Source organism: Thiothrix sp. UBA5583 (assembly GCA_002425225.1).
Classification (GTDB): domain Bacteria; phylum Pseudomonadota; class Gammaproteobacteria; order Thiotrichales; family Thiotrichaceae; genus Thiothrix; species Thiothrix moscowensis.
Genome location: DILV01000016.1, coordinates 1 through 19,931, shown reverse-complemented (window position 1 = coordinate 19,931; position 19,931 = coordinate 1). Strand labels below are relative to the sequence as shown.

Here is a 19,931-nt window from a genome sequence, read left to right as displayed (position 1 = left end):
CCTTGCAAAGCCACATGTCCCAGCCCAACACCAAGCCGCTTGTCCTCGTGGACGGTTCTTCCTACTTGTTCCGCGCTTTCCACGCCCTGCCGCCGCTGACCAATTCGCATGGCGAACCGACTGGCGCGATGCACGGCGTGCTCAATATGCTTGATAAGCTGCGTAAGGATTACGCCCCGGAACACATGGCGGTGATTTTCGACGCCCCCGGCAAGACCTTCCGTGATGGTATGTACCCGCAATACAAAGCCAACCGTCCGCCGATGCCGGAGGATTTGCGCTGCCAGATTGAGCCACTGCTGGATATTATCCGCGCACAAGGCTACCCGTTGTTGATTATCCCCGACGTGGAAGCCGACGACGTGATCGGTACGCTGGCAGCGCAGTACGACGGCAAGGTAATCATTTCCACCGGTGACAAGGACATGGCGCAATTGGTGGATCAACGTGTCCACCTGATCAATACCATGAGCGGGCTGTATTCCGACCCGGCGGGGGTAGTAGAAAAGTTTGGTGTCACCCCGGAACGCATCCGCGACTACCTTGCCCTGATCGGCGACACCGTGGATAACGTACCCGGTGTCAACAAGGTCGGGCCGAAAACGGCAGTCAAATGGCTGGAAGAGTACGGCTCTTTGGACAATATCATCGCGCACGCTGCCGAGTTCAAGGGCAAGATCGGTGACAACCTGCGCGAAGCGCTGGCACACCTGCCGCTGTCGTATGAGCTGGTGACGATCAAGTGCGATGTGGAATTGGACATTACCCCGGAAACGTTGGCGTTTAACCCGCAGGATGTGGATAGGTTGAGGGAACTGTATGAGCGCTATGAGTTTCGGACACGGTTGGCGGCGTTGAACAGCTCCGCTGTTACCACCCATCCTAACCTTCCCCCGCAAGGAGGGAAGGAACAAGAAGGCAGTACTGGCGACCTCTTCACTCCCTTCCCCCCCAGCGGGGGAAGGGCTGGGGATGGGGGGGATAGCGTCGGTAACGACGCTTATGCCACCATCCTCTCACAAGCAGACCTCGACCGCTGGCTCCAGCGCCTACAGCAAGCAGGCGAATTTTCCTTCGACACCGAAACCACCAGCCTCAACTACATGGATGCCGAAATCGTTGGCGTCTCCTTTGCCATTGTTCCCGGTGAAGCCGCCTACCTGCCGCTGGCACACGACTACCTCGGCGCACCGCCGCAACTCAACCGTGAGGCCGTGTTCGCCCAACTCAAGCCGTTGCTGGAAGACCCAGCCATCCGCAAAATCGGTCAAAACCTCAAATACGACCGCAGCGTGCTGCTCAACCACGGCATCGAATTGCGCGGCATTGCCCACGACACCATGCTCGAATCCTACGTGCTGGATTCCACCGCCAGCCGCCACGATTTCGATACCTTGTGCGCCAAGCACCTCAACCACACCACCATCAGCTTTGCCGATATTGCGGGCAAGGGCAAACACCAGATCACGTTCAATCAGGTCGCGCTGGAACAGGCCACCCCCTACGCTGCCGAAGATGCCGATTACACCCTGCGCCTGCACCAGCATTTCGCGCCGCAGTTGCAGGCACTCGACGCGCAACGCAAGCTGTACGAAACGGTGGAAATACCGTTGCTGAGCGTGCTTTCCACGATTGAGCGCAATGGTGTCAAAGTCGATGCCACTATGCTTGCCAGACAAAGCAAGGAACTGGACGCGCGTATGCACAAGGTGATGCTGGAGGCTTATGCAGCAGCAGGACAGGAATTCAACCTTGCCTCACCCAAGCAACTGGGGGAAATCCTCTACACCAAACTTGGCCTGACTGCCCCGCGTAAAACCCCCAAAGGGCAACCGTCCACTGCCGAGGATGTGCTGGAGGATCTGGCAGCACAGGGGCATGAATTACCCAGTCTGATCCTCGAACATCGCGGTTTGGCAAAGCTCAAATCTACCTACACCGACAAACTGCCCGAACAGATCAACCCGCGTACCGGGCGGGTACATACTTCCTACCATCAGGCAGTCGCTTCTACCGGGCGCTTGTCATCCACCGACCCGAATTTGCAGAACATTCCAGTGCGTACCGAGGAAGGGCGGCGTATCCGTCAGGCGTTTATCGCCGAACCTGGCTGCAAGCTGCTGGCGGCGGATTATTCGCAGATTGAACTGCGCATCATGGCGCATTTGTCGGGTGACAAGGGTTTGCTGGAAGCGTTTGCCAGCGGCAAGGATGTACACCGTGCCACTGCCGCCGAAGTGTTTGGCACACCGCTGGCGCAAGTGAGCACGGAGCAACGCCGTGCCGCCAAGGCGATCAATTTCGGCCTGATTTACGGTATGTCCGCCTTCGGCCTCGCCAAGCAACTGGGGGTAGACCGCAAGGATGCGCAGGATTACGTCAACCTGTATTTCGCCCGCTACCCCGGCGTAAAACAGTACATGGATGACACCCGCGAACAGGCAAGGGCGCAAGGCTACGTTGAAACGCTGTTCGGTCGCCGCCTGTTCCTGCCCGACATCAAGTCGAAGAATGCCGCCACCCGCCAGTATGCGGAACGCACTGCCATCAATGCGCCAATGCAGGGCACGGCTGCCGACATCATCAAGAAAGCGATGATTGCGGTGGATGGGTGGTTACGTGACAGCGGCCTGCAAACCAGAATGATCATGCAGGTGCATGACGAACTGGTGTTTGAAGTGCCGGAACACGAGCTGGCAACCGTGCAGGTGCGGGTTACTGAGCTGATGACGAATGCAGTACAACTGGCAGTGCCGTTGGTGGTGGATAGCGGTATCGGGAATAACTGGGATGAAGCCCATTAAGGATTGCGCCCCATTGGTCGACAGGTTGCAAACCCTGGGCAAAGTTCTCGGTTTTTCTGCCATTGGCATCAGCAATATTGACCTTGCCCATGCCGAACAACGCCTGCTTGACTGGCTGGCACACGGCTACCACGGTGACATGGAGTGGATGCAACGCCACGGCAGCAAACGTAGCCGCCCGGCTGAGCTGGTTCCCGGTACGCTCAGCATCATCAGTGTGCGCATGGATTATTTCCCGCCCGCCAGTACCGATGCGGCCATGCTGCTCAATCACCCGCAACGTGCCTACATTTCCCGTTACGCGCTGGGGCGTGACTATCACAAGCTATTGCGCCAGCGACTGGAAAAGCTGGCACAACAGCTACAGGCTGACATCGGTGCATTTGGCTACCGGGTTTTTACCGACAGCGCCCCGGTGTTGGAAAAGCCGATTGCGCTCAAAGCCGGGTTGGGCTGGATGGGCAAACACACCAACATCCTCAGCCGTGAAGCTGGTTCCTGGTTTTTTCTGGGTGAAATCTATACCGATTTGCCGCTGCCGGAAACTGGGCAGGTCAGCGGGCATTGTGGGCAATGCACGGCGTGCATTGATGTCTGCCCGACCCAGGCGATTCTTGCCCCTTATGTGCTGGATGCACGCCGGTGCATTTCCTACCTGACTATCGAGCATCAGGGTAGTATTCCAGTAGCACTGCGTCCCTTGCTGGGCAACCGCATTTACGGTTGTGATGATTGCCAGTTGATATGCCCGTGGAACCGGTTTGCGCAAACCTCTCTGGAAGCGGATTTTGCCGTGCGTCAGCGGCTGGATTGTGCCAGCCTGAGCGAGCTGTTCCAGTGGAGTGAGGCGGAATTCCTGCGTAAACTGGAAGGTTCCGCTATTCGTCGTATCGGCTACGAACGCTGGTTACGTAATATCGCGGTGGCACTGGGGAATATGCCAGCCAATCCATCCACCCTGCGTCTGCTGCAATTCCGGCGGCAGGCAGTCAGCAGTTCGCTGGTGCAGGAACACATCGACTGGGCAATTGGCAGGCACGATCAGTCCAAAAATTAACCGATCATCTGTCTTTATTGTCCTCTTGTCTGCGGTTATTTCCGTCTGTCACATAACGCTGCACATTTGCATTTTTTTCTGTAAGGATATGCCCATACACAAGCCGAAAACACAAAACGACACCATGAAAACAAGAAAAAACAGTGTGTTATTGTCAATCCTTGCCCTGTTGCCATTGTTTGGCTGTGCAAGCGTACAAAATCACCCCGTCTACAGTGCATGGCAGGAAAAAGCCTATAGCGCTTACGGGATGCCGGTTCCAGCATCGGGCGCTGTTCCCTTCATGAGTGCCACCATGCCTTCTCGGTCTTATACGGAGCGAGGTTCGTCATACCGCTTGCAGCACGGTTATACCGGGCGTACTTTGCGGGTTTCGGCTCCGGTGGTGTCAGCCGCTGAACAGAATTACATCGCTCAACACTATTCATTAAGATAGCCTGTTGACCAACCTATTGTTAGCCCCTGGGGTCCACACGGACTCCACTTCGACACAAAGGTCTTAGCCCTTCCTTTGTGTCCTTTTAGCCAGACCCTTTATTTCGGGTCTGGCTTTTTTTCGTTGTACACTCGCGCTGGTATCAATCCGAATTCTTCAAGGAGATCCTGATATGGACATCGGTGCATTACGCCGGGAATACACCCAGGCAGGTCTGGAACGCGCCACGCTGGCTGATAACCCTTTCCAGCAATTCAGTCTGTGGTTTCAGCAAGCGGTCACGGCGGAAGTGTTGGAACCCAATGCCATGCAGATTGCGACCGTGGCTGCCAACGGCAAGCCTTCCTTGCGCACGGTGTTGCTCAAATCCTATGATGAACAGGGATTTGTGTTTTTCACCAACTACCATAGCCAGAAAGCCCAGCAGATCAACGAAAATCCGCAAGTAGCCCTGCTGTTGTTCTGGAAAGAGCTGGAGCGGCAGGTGGAAATTATTGGCAGGGCAGAAAAGGTTTCCACCCTGGAATCCCTGCGCTATTTCACGACCCGCCCGCGTGGCAGCCAGTTGGGGGCATGGGTATCGGCACAGAGTTCCATTATTACCTCACGCACGTTGCTGGAAATGAAGCTGGATGAAATGAAACGCAAGTTCAGTGCCGGGGAAATCCCGCTGCCCGATTTCTGGGGCGGCTACCGTATCGTCCCGGAAACCATCGAATTCTGGCAGGGACGCCCCAGCCGCCTGCATGACCGCTTTGAATATCGCCGTACTGAAACCGGTTGGGAAATTGTGAGGCTGGCACCGTGAATACTTTGCAACTGAAAATACCGCCGCCGGTTTACCTGCTGGCTTTTGCCGGAATGATGTGGCTGCTGGATGCACAACTGCCGCTATGGCAGTGGCTGGCTGCACCGTGGAACAAGCTGGGGCTGGTGCTGATCGTACTGGCTTTAGTGGTAGATTTCTGGTCGCTTGGGCTGTTTTTCCGCGCCCATACCACGTTCAATCCCATCCATCCCGAGCGCACTCGCGAACTGGTGACAGATGGCTCTTACCGTTATACCCGTAATCCCATGTATCTGGGGATGCTGATTATCCTTTCTGGCTGGGGCATTTATCTTGGAAGTCTTGGCCCCTTCCTGCTGTTGCCATTATTTGTGCTGACCCTGACGGTGCAGCAGATCATTCCCGAAGAAAAAATGCTGGCAGAAAAATTTGGTGAAAGGTATCGTGCATACACAAAGCGGGTTCCCCGTTGGCTCTAAGAGGGTGGCAGGATGTCTGTGCGTAGTATTGTAATTGTGAGTGGTTTGTTGTTGCTGGCAGCGTGCAACACGGATAATCCGTTGGCAGGCAGCAATGCCCCGGTATCTTCTGGAACCCTGAAGATTGAAACTGTCGAATTCCAGCGCAACGGTGGCCCGCAATGCCCAGGTACTCCGGGCGTCACACCTGATAACCAGCAGTGTGCCAGCGTCAGGATTTCCTACCCCAAGGTGCAAGACCCTGGCAACCCGGCAGTGGCTGAAACCATCAACCAGTTTATTCGGACCCAATTGCTGGAATATGGCGAAGATGAGCAAGGCAAACAGCCTGCCACCCTGGATGAACTTGCCAACACCTTCATCGGTGAATACTTGCAAGACCCGGTGGGAGCCTGGGAAATGGAGCGCCACATCGCGGTGGCTTTCGGCACGGAACAACTGCTAACCCTCAGTTATAGTGAAAGTGGCTATACCGGTGGGGCGCACCCATTCAGTGGACAGCGCCATTTTGTGCTGGCTACCGGCAACGGGCAGCAACTTACCCTGTCTGACCTGCTGGCTTCCGGTTACGAAAGCCAACTGAATGTTGCAGGCGAAAAAGCCTTCCGTCAGGCACGCGAAATAGCCCCGGATGCAAATCTGGAGTCGGAAGGTTTCTGGTTTGAGAACAATGCCTTCAAGGTCAACACCAATTTCGGGGTCATGGCTGACGGCTTGCTGTTCACGTTCAATCCTTACGAGGTCGCGCCCTATGCCCTTGGGCCGACGGATTTCACGGTACACTACGAAGACATCCGCAGCCTGATAAGCACCAGCAGCCCGCTGGCAGCACTCGCCAAGTAAACAGGCAATGCAATACCTGCGTGACCCGGAACGTATTCTCCAGCAAAATTACGCCAACATCCGGGAACAACTCACGCTGGATGCCTTCACCCCTGCACAGCAACAGGTGGTTATCCATCTGGTGCGGGCTTACGGCGACCCGTTACTGGCACAACACATCCTGTTCAGCCAGCACGCCATTGATGTTGCCCTGAAAACCATCAAAAAACGCAACAACATCCTCTATGATGTCGAACTGGTACGGCATACACTGGATACAACCCTGTTGTACCAAGAGCCGCTTAGCTTTCTCGGCAAGGCCGCCGTCATTTCCCATGCCAAGGCCAGCAAGCAAACCCGTGCCATGACAGCGGTGGATTACTGGAAGCCCTACATGGCGGGTTCCATCATCCTGATCGGTGAATCAGCCACTGCTTCGCTACGTTTGCTGGAAATCCTCAAGGAGGGTGCACCCAAACCCGCCCTGATTGTGACAACCTCGCGTGGTTTCGTGAATGCAGAAGCTGCCAAGCGCATATTGTGGGAGCAACATGCCGACCTGGGGGTGGAATGCATTGTGCTGGCAGGAACCCGTGGCGGCGGTGTGCTGGCTGCCACCATCATGAATGCCCTGCTGATGCTCCAGCAAGGCATCTACGTGTAAGCCGCCTTACAGCTTTTCCAGATTGGCATAACCCAGCACCAGCCACTTTACCCCCGCAGTCTTGAAATTGACCTGTACGCGGGAATGCGCCCCGGAACCTTCCGCATTGGTGATCACCCCTTCGCCGAATTTGGCGTGGCGCACCCGTTGCCCGATACGGTAGCCGGTTTCGGCTTCGGCGTATTTGTTCGGGGTACGTACCGGCGGTGGCGGGGCGGATGGGCGATAGCCGCCGCCATCGGTGTAACGGGTAGTCTGGTAGGTCTTCACTTTCGGGCGTACTTCTTCCACCAGTTCCTCCGGCAGTTCACGCAGGAAACGTGACGGCGGGTTGAACTGGGTGCGCCCGTGCAACTGGCGTTGTTCGGCGTAGCTCATCACCAGTTCCTGTTCGGCGCGGGTAATGCCGACGTAGCACAGGCGGCGTTCTTCCTCCATCCGTGCCGGGTCATCGGCAGACATCTGGTGCGGGAACAAGCCTTCTTCCAGCCCACACAGGAACACCAGCGGGAATTCCAGCCCCTTCGCCGAATGCAGGGTCATCATTTGCACACAGTCTTCGCCTGCTTCACCTTGCCCTTCACCCGCTTCGAGGGCAGCGTGGGAGAGGAAAGCGGAAAGCTCGTCCATTTCCGGCATATCGTCCGTTCTGACGTAGGTGTAGCCCCGTGCCGCTGTCACCAATTCGCCCAAGTTATCCACCCGTGCTTGCCCTGCTTCCCCTTTTTCTTTGGCGAGGAAATGCGGTTTTAGTCCCGCAAGGTCAATGATGATTTCCACCTGTTCGGCAAGGGGTAAGGTGTTGATGTCGCTTGCCATGCGGTTGATGAGATGCACGAAATGCAGCACACCGTTAGCCGCCCGTGGGGTGAAATCACCAATCTCGGCGGCTTGGTTGGCGGCTTCCCACAAGGAAATATTGGCAGTGCGGGCGTGGATACGCAGGATGTCGACGGTGCGTTCGCCGATGCCGCGTGGTGGATGGTTGACGATGCGTTCAAACGACGCATCATCTTGGCGATTCACGCTCAGGCGCAAATACGCTAGCGCATCCTTGATTTCCGCCCGCTCGAAGAAGCGCAAGCCGCCATACACGCGATAGGGGATGCGGTTTTCGTTGAAGGTGGTTTCAAACACCCGTGATTGCGCGTTGGAACGGTACAGCACCGCCACGTCGCGGCGCACGCCGCCCTGTTTCACCCATTTCTGGATGCGCCCGGCAACGAAACGCGCTTCATCCAGTTCGTTGAAGGCGGCGTAGAGTTGCAGGCGTTCGCCCTCCTTGCCATCTGTCCACAGGTTTTTGCCCAGCCGCCCCCGGTTGTTGCTGATAAGCGTGTTCGCGGCGGTGAGAATATTGGCGGTGGAACGGTAATTCTGCTCCAGCCGGATGGTTTCGCAGTTGGGGAAATGTTTGGTGAAATTGCGGATGTTTTCGATCTTCGCCCCACGCCAGCCGTAAATCGACTGGTCGTCATCGCCGACTGCAAACACTGGGTTGTTGTCCCCGGCAATCAGCCGCAGCCACGCATATTGCAGTGCGTTGGTATCTTGGAACTCATCCACCAGAATGTGGCGGAAACGGTTGCGGTAATGCTGTTGCAGGTCGGGGTTGTCGCGCAGCAGTTCCAACGAGCGCAGCAGCAGTTCGGCGAAATCGACCACGCCGTTGCGCTGGCAGGCTTCCTCGTAGACGGTGTAAATCCGCACCATTTGCCGCTGGGCGAAATCACCCCGGTCTTCGATGTGCTGTGGGCGCGAACCTTCATCCTTGCGGGCATTGATGAAACCAGCCACCTGACGCGGCGGGTAACGGGTTTCATCCAGTTCCAGCGACTTGAGGATGCGCTTGACCATGCGGATCTGGTCTTCGGAATCGAGAATCTGGAAGGTCTGCGGCAGTTTCGCCAGTTGCCAGTGCAGGCGCAGCAGGCGGTGGGCGATGCCGTGGAATGTTCCCACCCACATACCACCGGTCGGTACTTGCAGCAGTTCCTGGATGCGCCCGCGCATTTCCGCCGCCGCCTTGTTGGTGAAGGTAACAGCGAGGATGCTGAAGGGCGAAGCATTTTCGACTTCGATCAGCCAGGCAATGCGGTGTACCAGCACACGGGTCTTGCCGCTGCCTGCCCCGGCAAGGACAAGAATAGGCTTGGGCGGCGCAGACACGGCCAGTTGCTGCTGCGGGTTCAGGGGGGCGAGGATGGGGGAGGTTGTATTCATGCAGGGATTGTAGCGTTTAACGCGGCTTGGTTCATGCTGTTCCGTTGTGCAATTCGGTTTCACCCATCCAGTAACACAGCAAGGGGGCGGGTATTCGTGTCTGGTATCTTTTATCCCGGTGGCATTCAATCGCCTGATCGGCAATACTGGTATTCATGCAACACCTCCTCGTCGACATTTCCGCCCACGGCCTCGGGCACGTGGCGCAGACTTCCGCTGTCCTGAATGCGCTCGACTGCGCCCATTTGCGTCTGACCATCCGCTCCATGACACCGGAAAGCGTGTTGCGTCGCCGTATCCGCCATCCTTTCACCCTGATTCCCTGGCAGCAGGATAACGGTATGCTGATGCATGACGCGCTGCGGGTGGATGTGCCTGCCAGTATGCACTGGTACGCAACCTTCCACGCCAACTATTGCGAACGCAAGGCGCAGGCTGCCCGCGAACTGGAACGGCTTCAGCCTGATCTGCTGTTTGCCAATATTCCCTACCTGAGTCTGGATGCTGCGGGGGAATGTGCTATTCCGGCAGTGGCGCTGTGTTCGCTCAACTGGGCAGACGTGTTCCATGCTTATTGCAGCAAACTGGCAGGAGCCGAAAAAATTTATGCTGAAATTCGCCACGCCTATACGCAGGCGGAGGTTTTCCTGCAACCTGTGCCATCAATGGTGATGCATCACGACTTGCGTACCCGCGCTATTGCCCCCATTGCTGCCATCGGACAACGCCAGCCTGAGTTGTTGCGGGCAAAAGCGCGGCAACCGGATACCACCCGTTTCGTGCTGGCAGCTCTGGGCGGAATCGGGGTGGAATACCCGTTGGCAAACTGGCCTGTTTTGCCGGGTGTGTGCTGGATATTCCCGGATGCGGCCTTGTGGCGGCAACGTGAGGATTTCCTGCCGGAATCGCTGTTTGGTTTGAGCTATCTGGATTTGCTGGCATCCTGTGATGCTGTCATCACCAAAACCGGCTATGGCACGCAAACGGAAGCGGTGGTGAATCAGGTTCCGGCCTTGTGTATCCGCCGGGGTGACTGGCCGGAGGAACCCAACCTGCCGGATTGGCACGCCCAACACGGTGAAGTGTTGTTCACCGACTGGCAGCAGATACAGGTGTGTAGCTTCGGGGAACAGATCATGACCTTGCTGGAAACGCCATGGGGGAAGCCAGCAGTTTCCCCCACGGGTGCTGCCGAAGCAGCGTCGGTGTTACAGGCTCGCTTGCAAGCCTTGTAAATGCTTATGGCACGATGCAACCGCGCCAGGTACTGCTATGTACGGCCTGATAAAACTCAAACGTGCCTTCAAAGCAGTTGGGTTCATACAGGTTGCTTGCCCCGGTAAAGCTGCTCAGACGAGCACCGTTCTGGTCGAAATATTCCATGGTCAGGTGCTGTGGGTCAGGTTGTGACCAGATGCCAGTAGTGGCACTGCCGCCCGTATCAATGCTGTTGTTGGGGTTGAGGGTCAGGGTGGCTGGATCCTGCAATTCCGGCGGACACTGCGAAATATTCATGTTGTACCAGCAGTTGGTGAAATTCAGGGTTGCCGGTGGTGTTACCACAATATCCGGCCCGACCGGAATGGGGGCACTAACCACGGTTGTGACGGTCTTGCTGTTGTTGTTCGGGTTGGCTTCCCCGCTGACCGGGACAACAGCCGCGCTGAACTGGATGCTGCTGTCCGTTGCCGGGGTAATGACATCAAACGGCAAAACCTTGTAGCCATAATTCGGCAGGGAAGGAATCGCACAGTTCAGGACGTTGCCGTTTGCCGTACAGTTGGGTGCTTGTACCAGGGTGACATTGGCTGGCAGGGTAATGGTGGCGGTGGTGCTAGCAGCCACACTGTTTTGCACGGTATTGCGCACCCGTGCTTCATAGCGGGTAGTGGTGGTAGCACGGGCAGTGACGGGGGCGATCGGGAAATCCATCACCAGTTCCGGCGGGATGGCAGGGGCGCTGACGGTGGTAGTAACGGTGGCACTGTTGTTCGCGGTATTGTTCTCGCGGCGTACCGGTGCGACGCTGCCGCTGATTTGCAGGGTGGTGGCGGTTGCTGGTGTCATGATGTCAATGGGCAAAACCCTAGAAGCATTACTGGCAAGAGCAGGAATCGCACAACTCAGGCTGTTGCCGTTGACATTGCAACCGGGAGCTTGTACCTGTGTGACATTGGTTGGCAAGGTGAAGGTGGCAGTGGTGCTGGCAGAAGTGCTGTTGGTGGCAATATTGGTGATGCGGGCTTCGTAATGGGTATTGCTGGATGTGATCGTGCTGGTTGGGGCGACCGGGAAGGTCAGTGCCAGATCAGCAGGGGGAGCGGCATATGCCCCGGTGGCAAAACTGGACAAAATGATGAAGCTGATTGTTTTTAAAGATAATGGTTGTTGCTTTTTTTGCATGACACTCTCTCCGTTATGTTGTTGTTGATTGATGCTTGTAACAATAGGATTATTTTATGAATGTGTGGTTTCATACATCCATCAGCGGTATGAATCGGCAGACAAATATCGGGGAGTCTCCAAAATACCACACGAACCTCGGCAGTAATTGCCGGAACTGTTATATTCAGCTATTCAATTAACCTGATGATGACGTTACAAACACCAATAAGGAGGCAGCCATGCAAGACGGTATTCTCAGTGAAAGCATGAAAGGTATTTCCCACATTGCCAACAATCCTTACCGGCATTTGCAAAAGATTTCTGCCGAGATTGACAGCTACGATACTCGTGACAAGATCGACCGGGTGCTAGATGAGCTGGATTTCATCCATGAATTGCTGGATCCGGAAATGCAGCCGATGGTAACGAAAGTCACGGATGCACTGATGGATCGTTATCGGGCGCTGGGCTGATTCCGGCTTGGCGGCGGCATGGAAACCTATGCCAAACGTTTGAACAACCCGTTTCGAGGCCTGTTGCAGGTGGTTGCGACCACTCAGGTACGTGCCCTCAGTTTCGACGGGCGTTATTGGGAACTCCAGTTTCTGTGCGATATGCATCAGCTTAAGCCTGCGCTGCGGAAGTCCGTGCCGCGTTTCCAGTATGCCCGCATCGGTCAGTGGGATACCCAGCGCGGGTTTCAGCCCTATCCGCTTGACCCGGTACTGGATCGTGCCGAGGTAGAGCAGCATTACGGTGCAGTAGTTGCAGCGTTGGGTAATGTCCATGCTCCCCTGCCGCAGGATGATGTTTACGAATACTGGTTGCTGGATGAGCAAAATGCCCAGCCGCTGGCTTTGCTTGCCAGTTGCCGCACGGCTGCGGAAATGGCGGAACTGACTCCGCGCCAACCTTGTTGGAAAGCCGTCAGTGCCGCCCAACTAGCCATCAGCTACACAGGAGAAGAAACCCGCCGGGGAATGCCGCCCGTTGCTTACCGGCTGGAAGTCCAGGTCAAGGCCAGAGCCGGGCAAAATCCGCTAGCCCGCTGGTATCGGCGTAATCCTGATGGTTCCGGGCAGGAAAGCAGCCAGACGGGTGGTGATTGCGCCCTCTTGCCTGCCAGTGCCTTTCCCGAACTGTTGTTGCGCGAAGACTGGCCTAACAACACGGCACAGGATTTGTGCGACCGCTACCTGCAACGGCTTGCCCCACAATTGCTGGTTTTGCAGGGGCTTTCTCATTCAGCCCGAGACCGGTTGGAACAGATGGCAAGCCAGCATGTGGTGGAAATGGATAGGTGTTTCCATCTGTATCCGGCAGTCGCTGACCCCCAGCGCATGACAGCCTGGCGGGTGGAAGCGCGGTTGCGGGTGGCTTGCGGGCGCGAGTAAGGCCGGGTTAGTCAGGGGCGGAAGTGTGTTTCCAGTGCAGCCAGCAAGGTGTCCACATCGGCACTGCTGTGGGCTGCTGAAAATGTAACCCGCAAGCGGGCGGTATCGACGGGCACGGTAGGCGGGCGGATGGCTGTCACCAGAATACCAGCCTCTGCCAATTGCTGGCTTAGTAGCAATGCCTGTTCGCTGCTACCGATCAAGATCGGCTGGATGGGCGTGTCGGAAGGCATCAGCGGTAAACCAAGCTGACTTGCACCCAGGCGGAATTGCCGGATGAGTGCCTGCAAGTGTTCGCGCCGCCAGTGTTCGGTTTGTGCCAGTTGCAGGCTGGTGAGTGTGGCAGCGGCAATGGCGGGCGGTTGGGCAGTGGTGTAAATCCAGGTACGGGCGGTCTGGATCAGGTATTCGATCAGCTCGTGGCTACCAGCTACAAACGCACCCGCAGTTCCCAGTGCTTTGCCCAATGTACCCATCAGGATGGGGACATCGCTTTGACCCAGACCTTCCGCTTCCAGCAGACCAGCACCGTTTTTCCCCAGTACGCCAATACCGTGGGCGTCATCCACCATCAGCCAGGCATCGTGTTCCCGCGCCATAACTGCCAGCTTGCCGACCGGGGCAACATCGCCATCCATGCTGAACACACCATCCGTGAGGATCAGTTGGGTGACATTGTTGTCTTCTTCCTGTGCCAGCAGGCGTTTGCCCAGTGAGGATGTGTCATTGTGCGGGTAACGTATCAGTTTCGCCCCAGACAGCAACCCAGCATCCACTAGCGAAGCATGGTTGAGACGGTCGGCATACACTACGTCGTTGCGGCTGCTGAGCAGGGCATTCGCTACTCCTAGGTTTGCCATGTAGCCAGTGGAAAACAGCAAAGCACGTTCCCGCCCGGTAAAGGCAGCGAGGGCTTCTTCCAGTTGTTGGTGGGGACGTGAGTGCCCGCTGACAAGATGGGCTGCACCACTGCCGACCCCATACGTATTGGCTGCGACCTGCATGGCGTGGATCACATCCGGGTGATTTGCCAGCCCCAGATAATCATTGCTGCAAAACACTAGCATGGGTTTACCGTCGATATGCATGTGCGGTTGCTGGGCGGAATCAGTCGTGCGGGTACGGCGGTAAAGGTGGCGGTCGTGGCGGGCGATCAGTTCGGAGTGGAGTCGGTCAAATTTGGGATCGTTTGTCATTGGGTTTTATGAGCGAGGGGGAAAGTTCGGGGGTGGCTGCCTCTCCACCCCCGTGAGCGTGATTACGCTTTCTTGATCATGAAAGTGTATTCGCCGCCAGCTTCGCTGCTGCTAACCATTTCGTTGCCGGTTTGCTTGCAGAATGCTTCCATATCCTTGACAGAACCTGGGTCGGTAGCGATGACCTTCAGCACTTCCCCGGAAGCCAGACCATTGATAGCCTTCTTGGTACGAAGGATAGGCAGTGGGCAGTTCAGGCCGCGTGCGTCAAGTTCCTGTTTAAAATCAGACATGTTTCCTCTCCTGATCTCAGATTGATGTGATTGCGATCCAAAATTTAGGCTTTGTAACATATCACCAAAATTGCCGTATCGCCATATCTCCGTATACTTGCCGTTTTAGGTAGCAGGAAATCAGCCATGACAGGTACACAACTTCATTTCAGCAAAATGCACGGTATTGGCAACGATTTCGTGGTGCTGGATTGTATCAACCAGCAAGTCAGGCTGGATGCGGCGCAAATTCGGCGCATTGCTGACCGGCATTTCGGGGTGGGCTGTGACCAGTTGTTGCTGGTGGAGGCGTATGCGGGTGACGATGCCGATTTTCGCTACCGAATTTTCAATGCGGATGGTGGCGAAGTGGAACAATGCGGTAACGGTGCACGCTGCTTTGCGCGTTTTGTGTACGATCAGGGCTTGACGCACAAAACCACCATTCCGGTAATGACGGCTGCGGGGCGGATTGTGCTTGAAATCCGTTCAGATGGGCAGGTGACAGTCAACATGGGTGTGCCTGAACTGGAGCCAACCCGCATCCCTTTCATTTCCGAACAGCGGCAAACGCTCTATAATCTGGAAGTGGCGGGCGAATTATGCACATTTGCCGCTGTTTCGATGGGAAATCCGCACGCAGTGCTGCAAGTTGCCGATGTGGATACTGCGCAGGTTGAAATGCTGGGGCCACAACTGGAAAGACATCCGGCATTTCCCCGACGTGTCAATGTAGGTTTCATGCAGGTGGTTGGGCGTGACCGTATCCGCTTGCGGGTATTTGAGCGCGGTTCTGGTGAAACCTTGGCATGTGGCACAGGTGCGTGCGCCGCTGTGGTGGCAGGTCGGCTACAAGGTTTGCTGGATGCACAGGTCAGTGTGGCATTACCCGGCGGGCAATTGCAGGTTCAGTGGCAAGGTGAAGGGCAGCCGGTATGGATGACCGGCCCGGCAGAAACAGTATTCAGGGGTACACTCACAGTATGAGCACGCAAGGCGGACAGGATGGCAACAGCATCAGCGCGGAACAGGTGGCGGCATGGTTGCAGCAACACCCGGATTTTTTCCGTGAGCACGAAGATTTACTGGATTGCCTGAGTATTCCCCACCCACATACCGGTGATGCGGTTTCCCTGCTGGAACGGCTGGTACAACGCCAGCGCAACCGTTATCAGGAGTTGGAACAACGCCAGCATGACATGCTGCGGGCTGCCCGTGACAGTGAGCATGTAATCAACCGCCTGCACAACATGGCGCTGGAACTGATGACTTGCGACAGCCTGGATGATGTGGTGGCAACCTGCAACAGCCTGTTGCGCGGTGATTTCAAGGCGGACAGCGTGGTGTTGCGCCTGATCGGGCACGGCAAACCCCGCGATGGTTTGCATTTCATCAGCCCGGAAGACAAGGCTCTCAAACAGCTTGCTGCCTTGTTCCGCAAGCGTCAGCCTGTGTGTGGGCGCTTGCGTCCGCGTCAGCAGATGTTCCTGTTTGGTGAGGAAGGTGTCGCCATCAAGTCAGCAGTACTGATTCCGCTGTATGAAGCACGTGAAATCGGGGTGCTGGCACTGGGCAGTGAAAACGAAGGCCGTTTCTATCCCGGCATGGGTACTTTGTTCATCGGGCAACTGGGTGACCTGGTGGCTCGGGCACTGGTGCGTTATCTGGATACGCCCCTGCAAACTGCCGAGTCGGGTTCCTGAGTTTGGACAGTGCTACCGACAGCCTGTTAAACCGTTATCATCACCACCTCGCCAGTGAACGGCGCTATTCCCCACGCACGGTCAGCAGTTACGAAACCGATTTGCAGGCATTTCTCGGCTGGCTGGTGCAGCAATCCCCTGAACAGGTGGTTTCCCCGCTAGTAGTGCAAACCTGGCAAGTGCGCCAGTGGATCAGCCAGTTGCACCGCAAGGGCTTGTCCGGCAAGAGTTTGCAACGCAAGTTGTCTTCCATCCGCCGCTTTTACCGTTTCCTGCTGCGCGAAAACCTGATCGAGCATAACCCGGTGGTGGATGTGCAATCCCCCAAACATGCCCGCAAACTGCCGGATACGCTGGATGCAGAGACCCTAGACCGCTTGCTCGACATTGAGCCGGATGATGTGCTGGCGGTACGTGACCGTGCCCTGATGGAGCTGCTGTACTCGTCCGGCTTGCGTCTGTCGGAACTGGTGGGGCTGGATGTGCGGGATCTGGATCGTCGTCAGCAACAGGTCAGAGTCATCGGCAAGGGTAACAAGGAACGTTACGTGCCGGTTGGCAGGGTGGCACTGTCAGCCTTGCAGGAGTGGCTGTATCAGCGCGGAGCACTGGCAGCACATGGGGAAACCGCTCTGTTTGTCAGCAAACTGGGAACCCGTTTGCATCCGCGTAGCATCCAGTACCGTCTCAATCACTGGCGCTTGCAACAGGGGTTAGATCAGCACGTGCATCCACACAAGTTGCGCCATTCGTTTGCCAGCCATGTGCTGGAATCATCCGGGGATTTGCGGGCGGTGCAGGAAATGCTGGGTCATGCCGACATCAGCACCACCCAAATCTATACGCACTTGGATTTTCAGCATCTGGCGAGCGTGTATGACAAGGCTCATCCACGCGCCAGAAAGAAGTGATCAGTCTTCCATGATCCAGACGGAATGGATGGTGGCAGATGGAGATGCGATGCTGGTAGATGTGCCGCTGTTGGCGTAAACGCCAGCAGAACCGTCGCGACCCACTACCTGAAATTCCACGTTTTGCGGCGAATTCTTGAAAGTGGCAAATTCTCGCGATTCGATTTCGGTCGCCTGGATCTCAGTTAGCCCACCCAGTTTGTCAGCAACGCTTTGCAGGTTTTCACCGACATGCACCCCTTGTTCCGTTTTGTATTCAGGGCTGAATACCCGGATCAGGTTAACAGTATGGTCAGCATCATCCAGCATCAAGCGCATGATGATTTCACCGTGGACAGTGATAGCTGCCCAAGTAATGCCTTCGCCATCCTGCTCATTGCTGCTGGTGGCATTCGGCAGGGCAATCAGCACTTCATTGAGGTTCATGCCCAGTTGTACTGCCCCGGCAGCGGTACTGCTGATCAGGTAACGGCTGTTTGCGTTCTGCTGCGCTGATGCGGATGGCTTGTCGCCACTACTGTTGTCACAACCACCCAGCAACAATACCAGACCGACAACTCCTGCTCCCAGATTCTTCCTAAACATTGCTCTCCCTCCCTTGGTGTGGCAAACACTAGCCTGCTGTTTGATGTTTGTCAGGATGGATTCTCAAAGAATACGTAAGGCGTTGAGTAATCACTCACCTCAAAATACACTTTTTTCTCACCGGCATCGACCACGCCGTTCAGATTGGCATCCAGTATGCCGTAACCAAAGCGGTAAGGGCGGTCGCTGCCATTGCTGGTTCCAGCGGCTGTTGTCAGTTTGTCGATCTTGATGAAGCGTCTGACCAGCTTGTCACCGGCATACACTTCCAGTACGCCGTTGACGCCCGTCCAGTTGTTGATTTCGCGCCCGATCTTGTTCTGGGTTTCCTGGGTGCAGGCACTCAGGCCAACCAACAGGGCGAGGGACAACAGGGTGATTAAGGGTTTCATGCATTTTTCCTTGTCAGTTCAATCAATTAGAAGCCAAGAATGCGGGCAGTACGCAAGTCCCCTTTGTCCAATGCCATCTGCACGGGTGTTTTTGGGGGATTTTCAGTGGTGGTGGCATTCAGGTTTGCGCCCTTGCCTTTGAGGAAGTTGGCAATGTCGGCACGACCAAAGCGGGCTGCGTGGTGCAGGGGTGTCCAGCCATTGGCGGTGGTTGCGTTGATATTGGCTCCAGCGTTGACCAGATAAATCACGGTTTGCAGCGAACCGGCTGCGGTTGCCGCGTGCATGGCGCTTTCACCGACACGGCTGGTATGGTGGATGTTGGCTCCCTGCTGGAGCATGTTGGCTACCGTGGCGGTATCCCCGGCACGGGCGGCATCCCACATGCGGGTATCCATTTCTGCCTGTGACATCGGGGGGGCTTCCGGCTGAACCACCGCAGGGGCGGCATTCCCTGCTTCGGCAGGAGGGGCAATAGTTGGGTCAGGCATATAGACAGCCTCGGGAACCGGGACGCTAGGTACGCCAGAAACAACTCCGCCCAGTGAAAACGAGCCTGGCAGGCCATCAGAGCCTGAGGACAGGACTGGTGCTACGGTCGGTGCGGCTATTGCGGGAGCGACCGCAACAGGTGCTGTCGGGGTGCTGGTAGTGCCGAATAGGTCATCATCGGCTAGGGCGGTTGTGCTGACGCCAATAACCAGCACGCCTGTCAACAACAGACGGAAAGAGTGGGTATGCATGTCAATGCTCCGAATTGTGCGAACCATGCTTATATCTATGATTGTCGCTAGTCCGTATTCCCCGGTGTTACGCGGAATAACAGTGGTTAAAGAAATGCCGCGCTGTCCGTCCGCTTTGTCCGCCACGGGTAATGGCAAACGCAAGTGCTTCCTGATGCAGCAGTTCGCTATCCTGTACCCGCCCTTTGAACAGCGTATCGACGATGTTCAGGTAGGTATCCTTGCCCATTGGGCGGAAGGACAGGGACAAGCCGAACCGGTCTGCCAGTGACAACTTGTCTTCAATGGCCTCAGCAGGGTGGATTTCCCCGTCAACCATGCTGGTGGCGAGGTTTTCCGACATGCGCTCGGGCATCATGTGGCGGCGGTTGGAAGTGGCGTAAATGAGTACGTTGGCTGGTGGCTTTTCCAGCGTTCCTTCCATGGTGCTCTTTAACATCCTGTATTCGCTCTGGCCTTCCTCGAAAGTCAGGTCATCGCAGTAAATGATGAAACGGTGATGTGAATCCATGATTTCGTCGGTGATATCGACCAGCACATGCAGGTCATCCTTGGAAATCTGGATCATGCGTAAGCCATAGGTGTGATAACGGGTCAGCACCGCCTTGATCAGTGAGGATTTGCCGACTCCGCGAGCACCCCACAACAGCGCATGGCTGGCAGGTTTGCCACGCAGGAAATGCTCCGTATTGCGGAAAATGGCTTCCTTCTGCTCGTCAATGCCAAGCAGGGTATCAGGATTGACCAGATCAACGTTCAGAATGGGCTTAAGAAAATGCCGGTTGGAACGCCATACGGCAGCAATGGTGCTGCGCCAGTCAATTGTCAGTTTGCCGAAAGCCATCTTAACTCCTGTAGCTGGTTCTATAGGTCTCAATAACCTGCCCACAAGTTTAGCCGCTTATAAAACAATTTTCCGCTGCTTTCTGATGATGAAGCGTTTTTACGGAAAAATGGCGGGAACCAGACCCGCCATTTACCGCTTCCGGCTAGCTTGCCCGATTAGGCAGCATCAGTTTCGGCGGAATCTTTCTCGCCCTTGTTGTCAGTCCATGCGAGTTTGACCTTGTCGCCAGCC

The 19,931-nt window shown here is 56.0% G+C and carries 22 protein-coding genes; 13 read left to right on the top strand and 9 right to left on the bottom strand.

Annotation, left to right across the window (positions count from 1 at the left end; translation table 11 throughout):
- Nucleotides 1-14 precede the first annotated feature (14 nt).
- The 7 genes from polA to B2U47_RS05200 all read left to right on the top strand — a co-directional run bounded on the left by polA (nt 15) and on the right by B2U47_RS05200 (nt 7,049).
- Nucleotides 15-2,804: a DNA polymerase I gene (gene polA, locus B2U47_RS05230; protein ID WP_296681647.1), complete on the top strand. Its 2,790-nt coding sequence runs from the start codon at nt 15-17 to the stop codon at nt 2,802-2,804.
- A complete protein-coding gene (gene queG, locus B2U47_RS05225; protein ID WP_296681645.1) occupies nt 2,791-3,861 on the top strand; it encodes a tRNA epoxyqueuosine(34) reductase QueG in 1,071 nt (356 codons plus the stop codon). The genes polA and queG overlap by 14 nt, the downstream gene beginning before the upstream one ends.
- Nucleotides 3,862-3,985: 124 nt before the next feature.
- Nucleotides 3,986-4,297, top strand: a complete 312-nt coding sequence (locus tag B2U47_RS05220; RefSeq protein ID WP_296681643.1) for a hypothetical protein — start codon at nt 3,986-3,988, stop codon at nt 4,295-4,297.
- Between the two features lie 172 nt (nt 4,298-4,469).
- Nucleotides 4,470-5,105, top strand: a complete 636-nt coding sequence (gene pdxH / locus B2U47_RS05215) for a pyridoxamine 5'-phosphate oxidase (RefSeq protein WP_296681641.1) — start codon at nt 4,470-4,472, stop codon at nt 5,103-5,105.
- On the top strand, nt 5,102-5,563 hold the full coding sequence (locus B2U47_RS05210) for a methyltransferase family protein (protein WP_296681640.1): 462 nt from the start codon (nt 5,102-5,104) through the stop codon (nt 5,561-5,563). The genes pdxH and B2U47_RS05210 overlap by 4 nt, the downstream gene beginning before the upstream one ends.
- 18 nt (nt 5,564-5,581) lie before the next feature.
- Nucleotides 5,582-6,406, top strand: a complete 825-nt coding sequence (locus B2U47_RS05205) for a DUF3298 and DUF4163 domain-containing protein (RefSeq protein ID WP_296681638.1) — start codon at nt 5,582-5,584, stop codon at nt 6,404-6,406.
- Between the two features lie 7 nt (nt 6,407-6,413).
- Nucleotides 6,414-7,049 (top strand): precorrin-8X methylmutase, encoded by a 636-nt coding sequence (locus tag B2U47_RS05200; RefSeq protein WP_296681637.1) that lies wholly within the window; start codon nt 6,414-6,416, stop codon nt 7,047-7,049.
- A gap of 6 nt (nt 7,050-7,055) precedes the next feature.
- On the opposite strand, the gene uvrD is transcribed toward B2U47_RS05200, so the two are convergent.
- On the bottom strand, nt 7,056-9,272 hold the full coding sequence (uvrD, locus tag B2U47_RS05195) for a DNA helicase II (protein WP_296681636.1): 2,217 nt from the start codon (nt 9,270-9,272) through the stop codon (nt 7,056-7,058).
- Nucleotides 9,273-9,303: 31 nt separating this feature from the next.
- Nucleotides 9,304-9,429 carry a hypothetical protein gene (locus B2U47_RS05190; protein WP_296681633.1) on the bottom strand — a complete coding sequence of 42 codons (126 nt, stop codon included), beginning with the start codon at nt 9,427-9,429 and terminating at the stop codon, nt 9,304-9,306.
- Between B2U47_RS05190 and B2U47_RS05185 the strand changes: the two genes are divergently transcribed.
- Nucleotides 9,428-10,507 (top strand): hypothetical protein, encoded by a 1,080-nt coding sequence (locus B2U47_RS05185; protein WP_296681632.1) that lies wholly within the window; start codon nt 9,428-9,430, stop codon nt 10,505-10,507. The two genes, B2U47_RS05190 and B2U47_RS05185, sit on opposite strands and share 2 nt — an antisense overlap.
- A gap of 4 nt (nt 10,508-10,511) precedes the next feature.
- Here B2U47_RS05185 and B2U47_RS05180 read toward each other — a convergent pair whose 3' ends face one another.
- Entirely contained in the window at nt 10,512-11,675 is a 1,164-nt protein-coding gene (locus B2U47_RS05180; protein WP_296681630.1) for a hypothetical protein, read from the bottom strand.
- Nucleotides 11,676-11,896: 221 nt separating this feature from the next.
- Between B2U47_RS05180 and B2U47_RS05175 the strand changes: the two genes are divergently transcribed.
- Both B2U47_RS05175 and B2U47_RS05170 read left to right on the top strand, forming a co-directional pair.
- On the top strand, nt 11,897-12,130 hold the full coding sequence (locus B2U47_RS05175) for a hypothetical protein (protein WP_296681629.1): 234 nt from the start codon (nt 11,897-11,899) through the stop codon (nt 12,128-12,130).
- Nucleotides 12,131-12,148: 18 nt separating this feature from the next.
- On the top strand, nt 12,149-13,051 hold the full coding sequence (locus tag B2U47_RS05170) for a hypothetical protein (RefSeq protein ID WP_296681627.1): 903 nt from the start codon (nt 12,149-12,151) through the stop codon (nt 13,049-13,051).
- A gap of 11 nt (nt 13,052-13,062) precedes the next feature.
- Here the strand turns inward: B2U47_RS05170 and bioF are convergent, their stop codons facing one another.
- Nucleotides 13,063-14,247, bottom strand: coding sequence for an 8-amino-7-oxononanoate synthase (bioF, locus tag B2U47_RS05165; RefSeq protein WP_296681625.1), 1,185 nt, complete (start codon nt 14,245-14,247; stop codon nt 13,063-13,065).
- 62 nt (nt 14,248-14,309) lie between these two features.
- The gene (locus B2U47_RS05160; RefSeq protein ID WP_296681624.1) at nt 14,310-14,540 is read right to left on the bottom strand and encodes a sulfurtransferase TusA family protein; all 231 of its coding nucleotides are present in this window, start codon (nt 14,538-14,540) and stop codon (nt 14,310-14,312) included.
- A 126-nt stretch (nt 14,541-14,666) separates the two neighbouring features.
- Here B2U47_RS05160 and dapF point away from each other — a divergent pair, with 126 nt between their 5' ends.
- Genes dapF through xerC form a run of 3 tightly spaced genes read left to right on the top strand, consistent with a single transcriptional unit; the run spans nt 14,667 to nt 17,133 of the window.
- The gene (gene dapF, locus B2U47_RS05155; protein WP_296681622.1) at nt 14,667-15,506 is read left to right on the top strand and encodes a diaminopimelate epimerase; all 840 of its coding nucleotides are present in this window, start codon (nt 14,667-14,669) and stop codon (nt 15,504-15,506) included.
- On the top strand, nt 15,503-16,222 hold the full coding sequence (locus tag B2U47_RS05150; protein WP_296681620.1) for a DUF484 family protein: 720 nt from the start codon (nt 15,503-15,505) through the stop codon (nt 16,220-16,222). Before dapF ends, B2U47_RS05150 begins: the two co-directional genes overlap by 4 nt.
- A 2-nt stretch (nt 16,223-16,224) precedes the next feature.
- Nucleotides 16,225-17,133: a tyrosine recombinase XerC gene (gene xerC, locus B2U47_RS05145; RefSeq protein ID WP_296681618.1), complete on the top strand. Its 909-nt coding sequence runs from the start codon at nt 16,225-16,227 to the stop codon at nt 17,131-17,133.
- Here the strand turns inward: xerC and B2U47_RS05140 are convergent, their stop codons facing one another.
- The 4 genes from B2U47_RS05140 to B2U47_RS05125 all read right to left on the bottom strand — a co-directional run bounded on the left by B2U47_RS05140 (nt 17,134) and on the right by B2U47_RS05125 (nt 19,697).
- Nucleotides 17,134-17,718, bottom strand: coding sequence for a hypothetical protein (locus B2U47_RS05140; RefSeq protein ID WP_296681617.1), 585 nt, complete (start codon nt 17,716-17,718; stop codon nt 17,134-17,136). It lies immediately after the preceding gene.
- 50 nt (nt 17,719-17,768) lie between these two features.
- A complete protein-coding gene (locus B2U47_RS05135) occupies nt 17,769-18,110 on the bottom strand; it encodes a hypothetical protein (RefSeq protein ID WP_296681615.1) in 342 nt (113 codons plus the stop codon).
- Between the two features lie 26 nt (nt 18,111-18,136).
- Nucleotides 18,137-18,853 carry an ankyrin repeat domain-containing protein gene (locus B2U47_RS05130; protein WP_296681614.1) on the bottom strand — a complete coding sequence of 239 codons (717 nt, stop codon included), beginning with the start codon at nt 18,851-18,853 and terminating at the stop codon, nt 18,137-18,139.
- 67 nt (nt 18,854-18,920) lie between these two features.
- Nucleotides 18,921-19,697, bottom strand: coding sequence for an ATP-binding protein (locus B2U47_RS05125; RefSeq protein ID WP_296681612.1), 777 nt, complete (start codon nt 19,695-19,697; stop codon nt 18,921-18,923).
- Between the last annotated feature and the right edge of the window lie 234 nt (nt 19,698-19,931).

What these genes read in the sequence shown, in the direction of transcription:
- B2U47_RS05190 (WP_296681633.1), bottom strand. Translation starts at nt 9,429, where the DNA reads ATGAATACCAGTATTGCCGATCAGGCGATTGAATGCCACCGGGATAAA.
- B2U47_RS05220 (WP_296681643.1), top strand. Translation starts at nt 3,986, where the DNA reads ATGAAAACAAGAAAAAACAGTGTGTTATTGTCAATCCTTGCCCTGTTG.
- uvrD (WP_296681636.1), bottom strand. Translation starts at nt 9,272, where the DNA reads ATGAATACAACCTCCCCCATCCTCGCCCCCCTGAACCCGCAGCAGCAA.
- B2U47_RS05180 (WP_296681630.1), bottom strand. Translation starts at nt 11,675, where the DNA reads ATGCAAAAAAAGCAACAACCATTATCTTTAAAAACAATCAGCTTCATC.
- pdxH (WP_296681641.1), top strand. Translation starts at nt 4,470, where the DNA reads ATGGACATCGGTGCATTACGCCGGGAATACACCCAGGCAGGTCTGGAA.
- B2U47_RS05135 (WP_296681615.1), bottom strand. Translation starts at nt 18,110, where the DNA reads ATGAAACCCTTAATCACCCTGTTGTCCCTCGCCCTGTTGGTTGGCCTG.
- bioF (WP_296681625.1), bottom strand. Translation starts at nt 14,247, where the DNA reads ATGACAAACGATCCCAAATTTGACCGACTCCACTCCGAACTGATCGCC.
- B2U47_RS05200 (WP_296681637.1), top strand. Translation starts at nt 6,414, where the DNA reads ATGCAATACCTGCGTGACCCGGAACGTATTCTCCAGCAAAATTACGCC.
- B2U47_RS05140 (WP_296681617.1), bottom strand. Translation starts at nt 17,718, where the DNA reads ATGTTTAGGAAGAATCTGGGAGCAGGAGTTGTCGGTCTGGTATTGTTG.
- queG (WP_296681645.1), top strand. Translation starts at nt 2,791, where the DNA reads ATGAAGCCCATTAAGGATTGCGCCCCATTGGTCGACAGGTTGCAAACC.
- dapF (WP_296681622.1), top strand. Translation starts at nt 14,667, where the DNA reads ATGACAGGTACACAACTTCATTTCAGCAAAATGCACGGTATTGGCAAC.
- B2U47_RS05185 (WP_296681632.1), top strand. Translation starts at nt 9,428, where the DNA reads ATGCAACACCTCCTCGTCGACATTTCCGCCCACGGCCTCGGGCACGTG.
- B2U47_RS05175 (WP_296681629.1), top strand. Translation starts at nt 11,897, where the DNA reads ATGCAAGACGGTATTCTCAGTGAAAGCATGAAAGGTATTTCCCACATT.
- polA (WP_296681647.1), top strand. Translation starts at nt 15, where the DNA reads ATGTCCCAGCCCAACACCAAGCCGCTTGTCCTCGTGGACGGTTCTTCC.
- B2U47_RS05150 (WP_296681620.1), top strand. Translation starts at nt 15,503, where the DNA reads ATGAGCACGCAAGGCGGACAGGATGGCAACAGCATCAGCGCGGAACAG.
- B2U47_RS05170 (WP_296681627.1), top strand. Translation starts at nt 12,149, where the DNA reads ATGGAAACCTATGCCAAACGTTTGAACAACCCGTTTCGAGGCCTGTTG.
- B2U47_RS05130 (WP_296681614.1), bottom strand. Translation starts at nt 18,853, where the DNA reads ATGCATACCCACTCTTTCCGTCTGTTGTTGACAGGCGTGCTGGTTATT.
- B2U47_RS05160 (WP_296681624.1), bottom strand. Translation starts at nt 14,540, where the DNA reads ATGTCTGATTTTAAACAGGAACTTGACGCACGCGGCCTGAACTGCCCA.
- B2U47_RS05125 (WP_296681612.1), bottom strand. Translation starts at nt 19,697, where the DNA reads ATGGCTTTCGGCAAACTGACAATTGACTGGCGCAGCACCATTGCTGCC.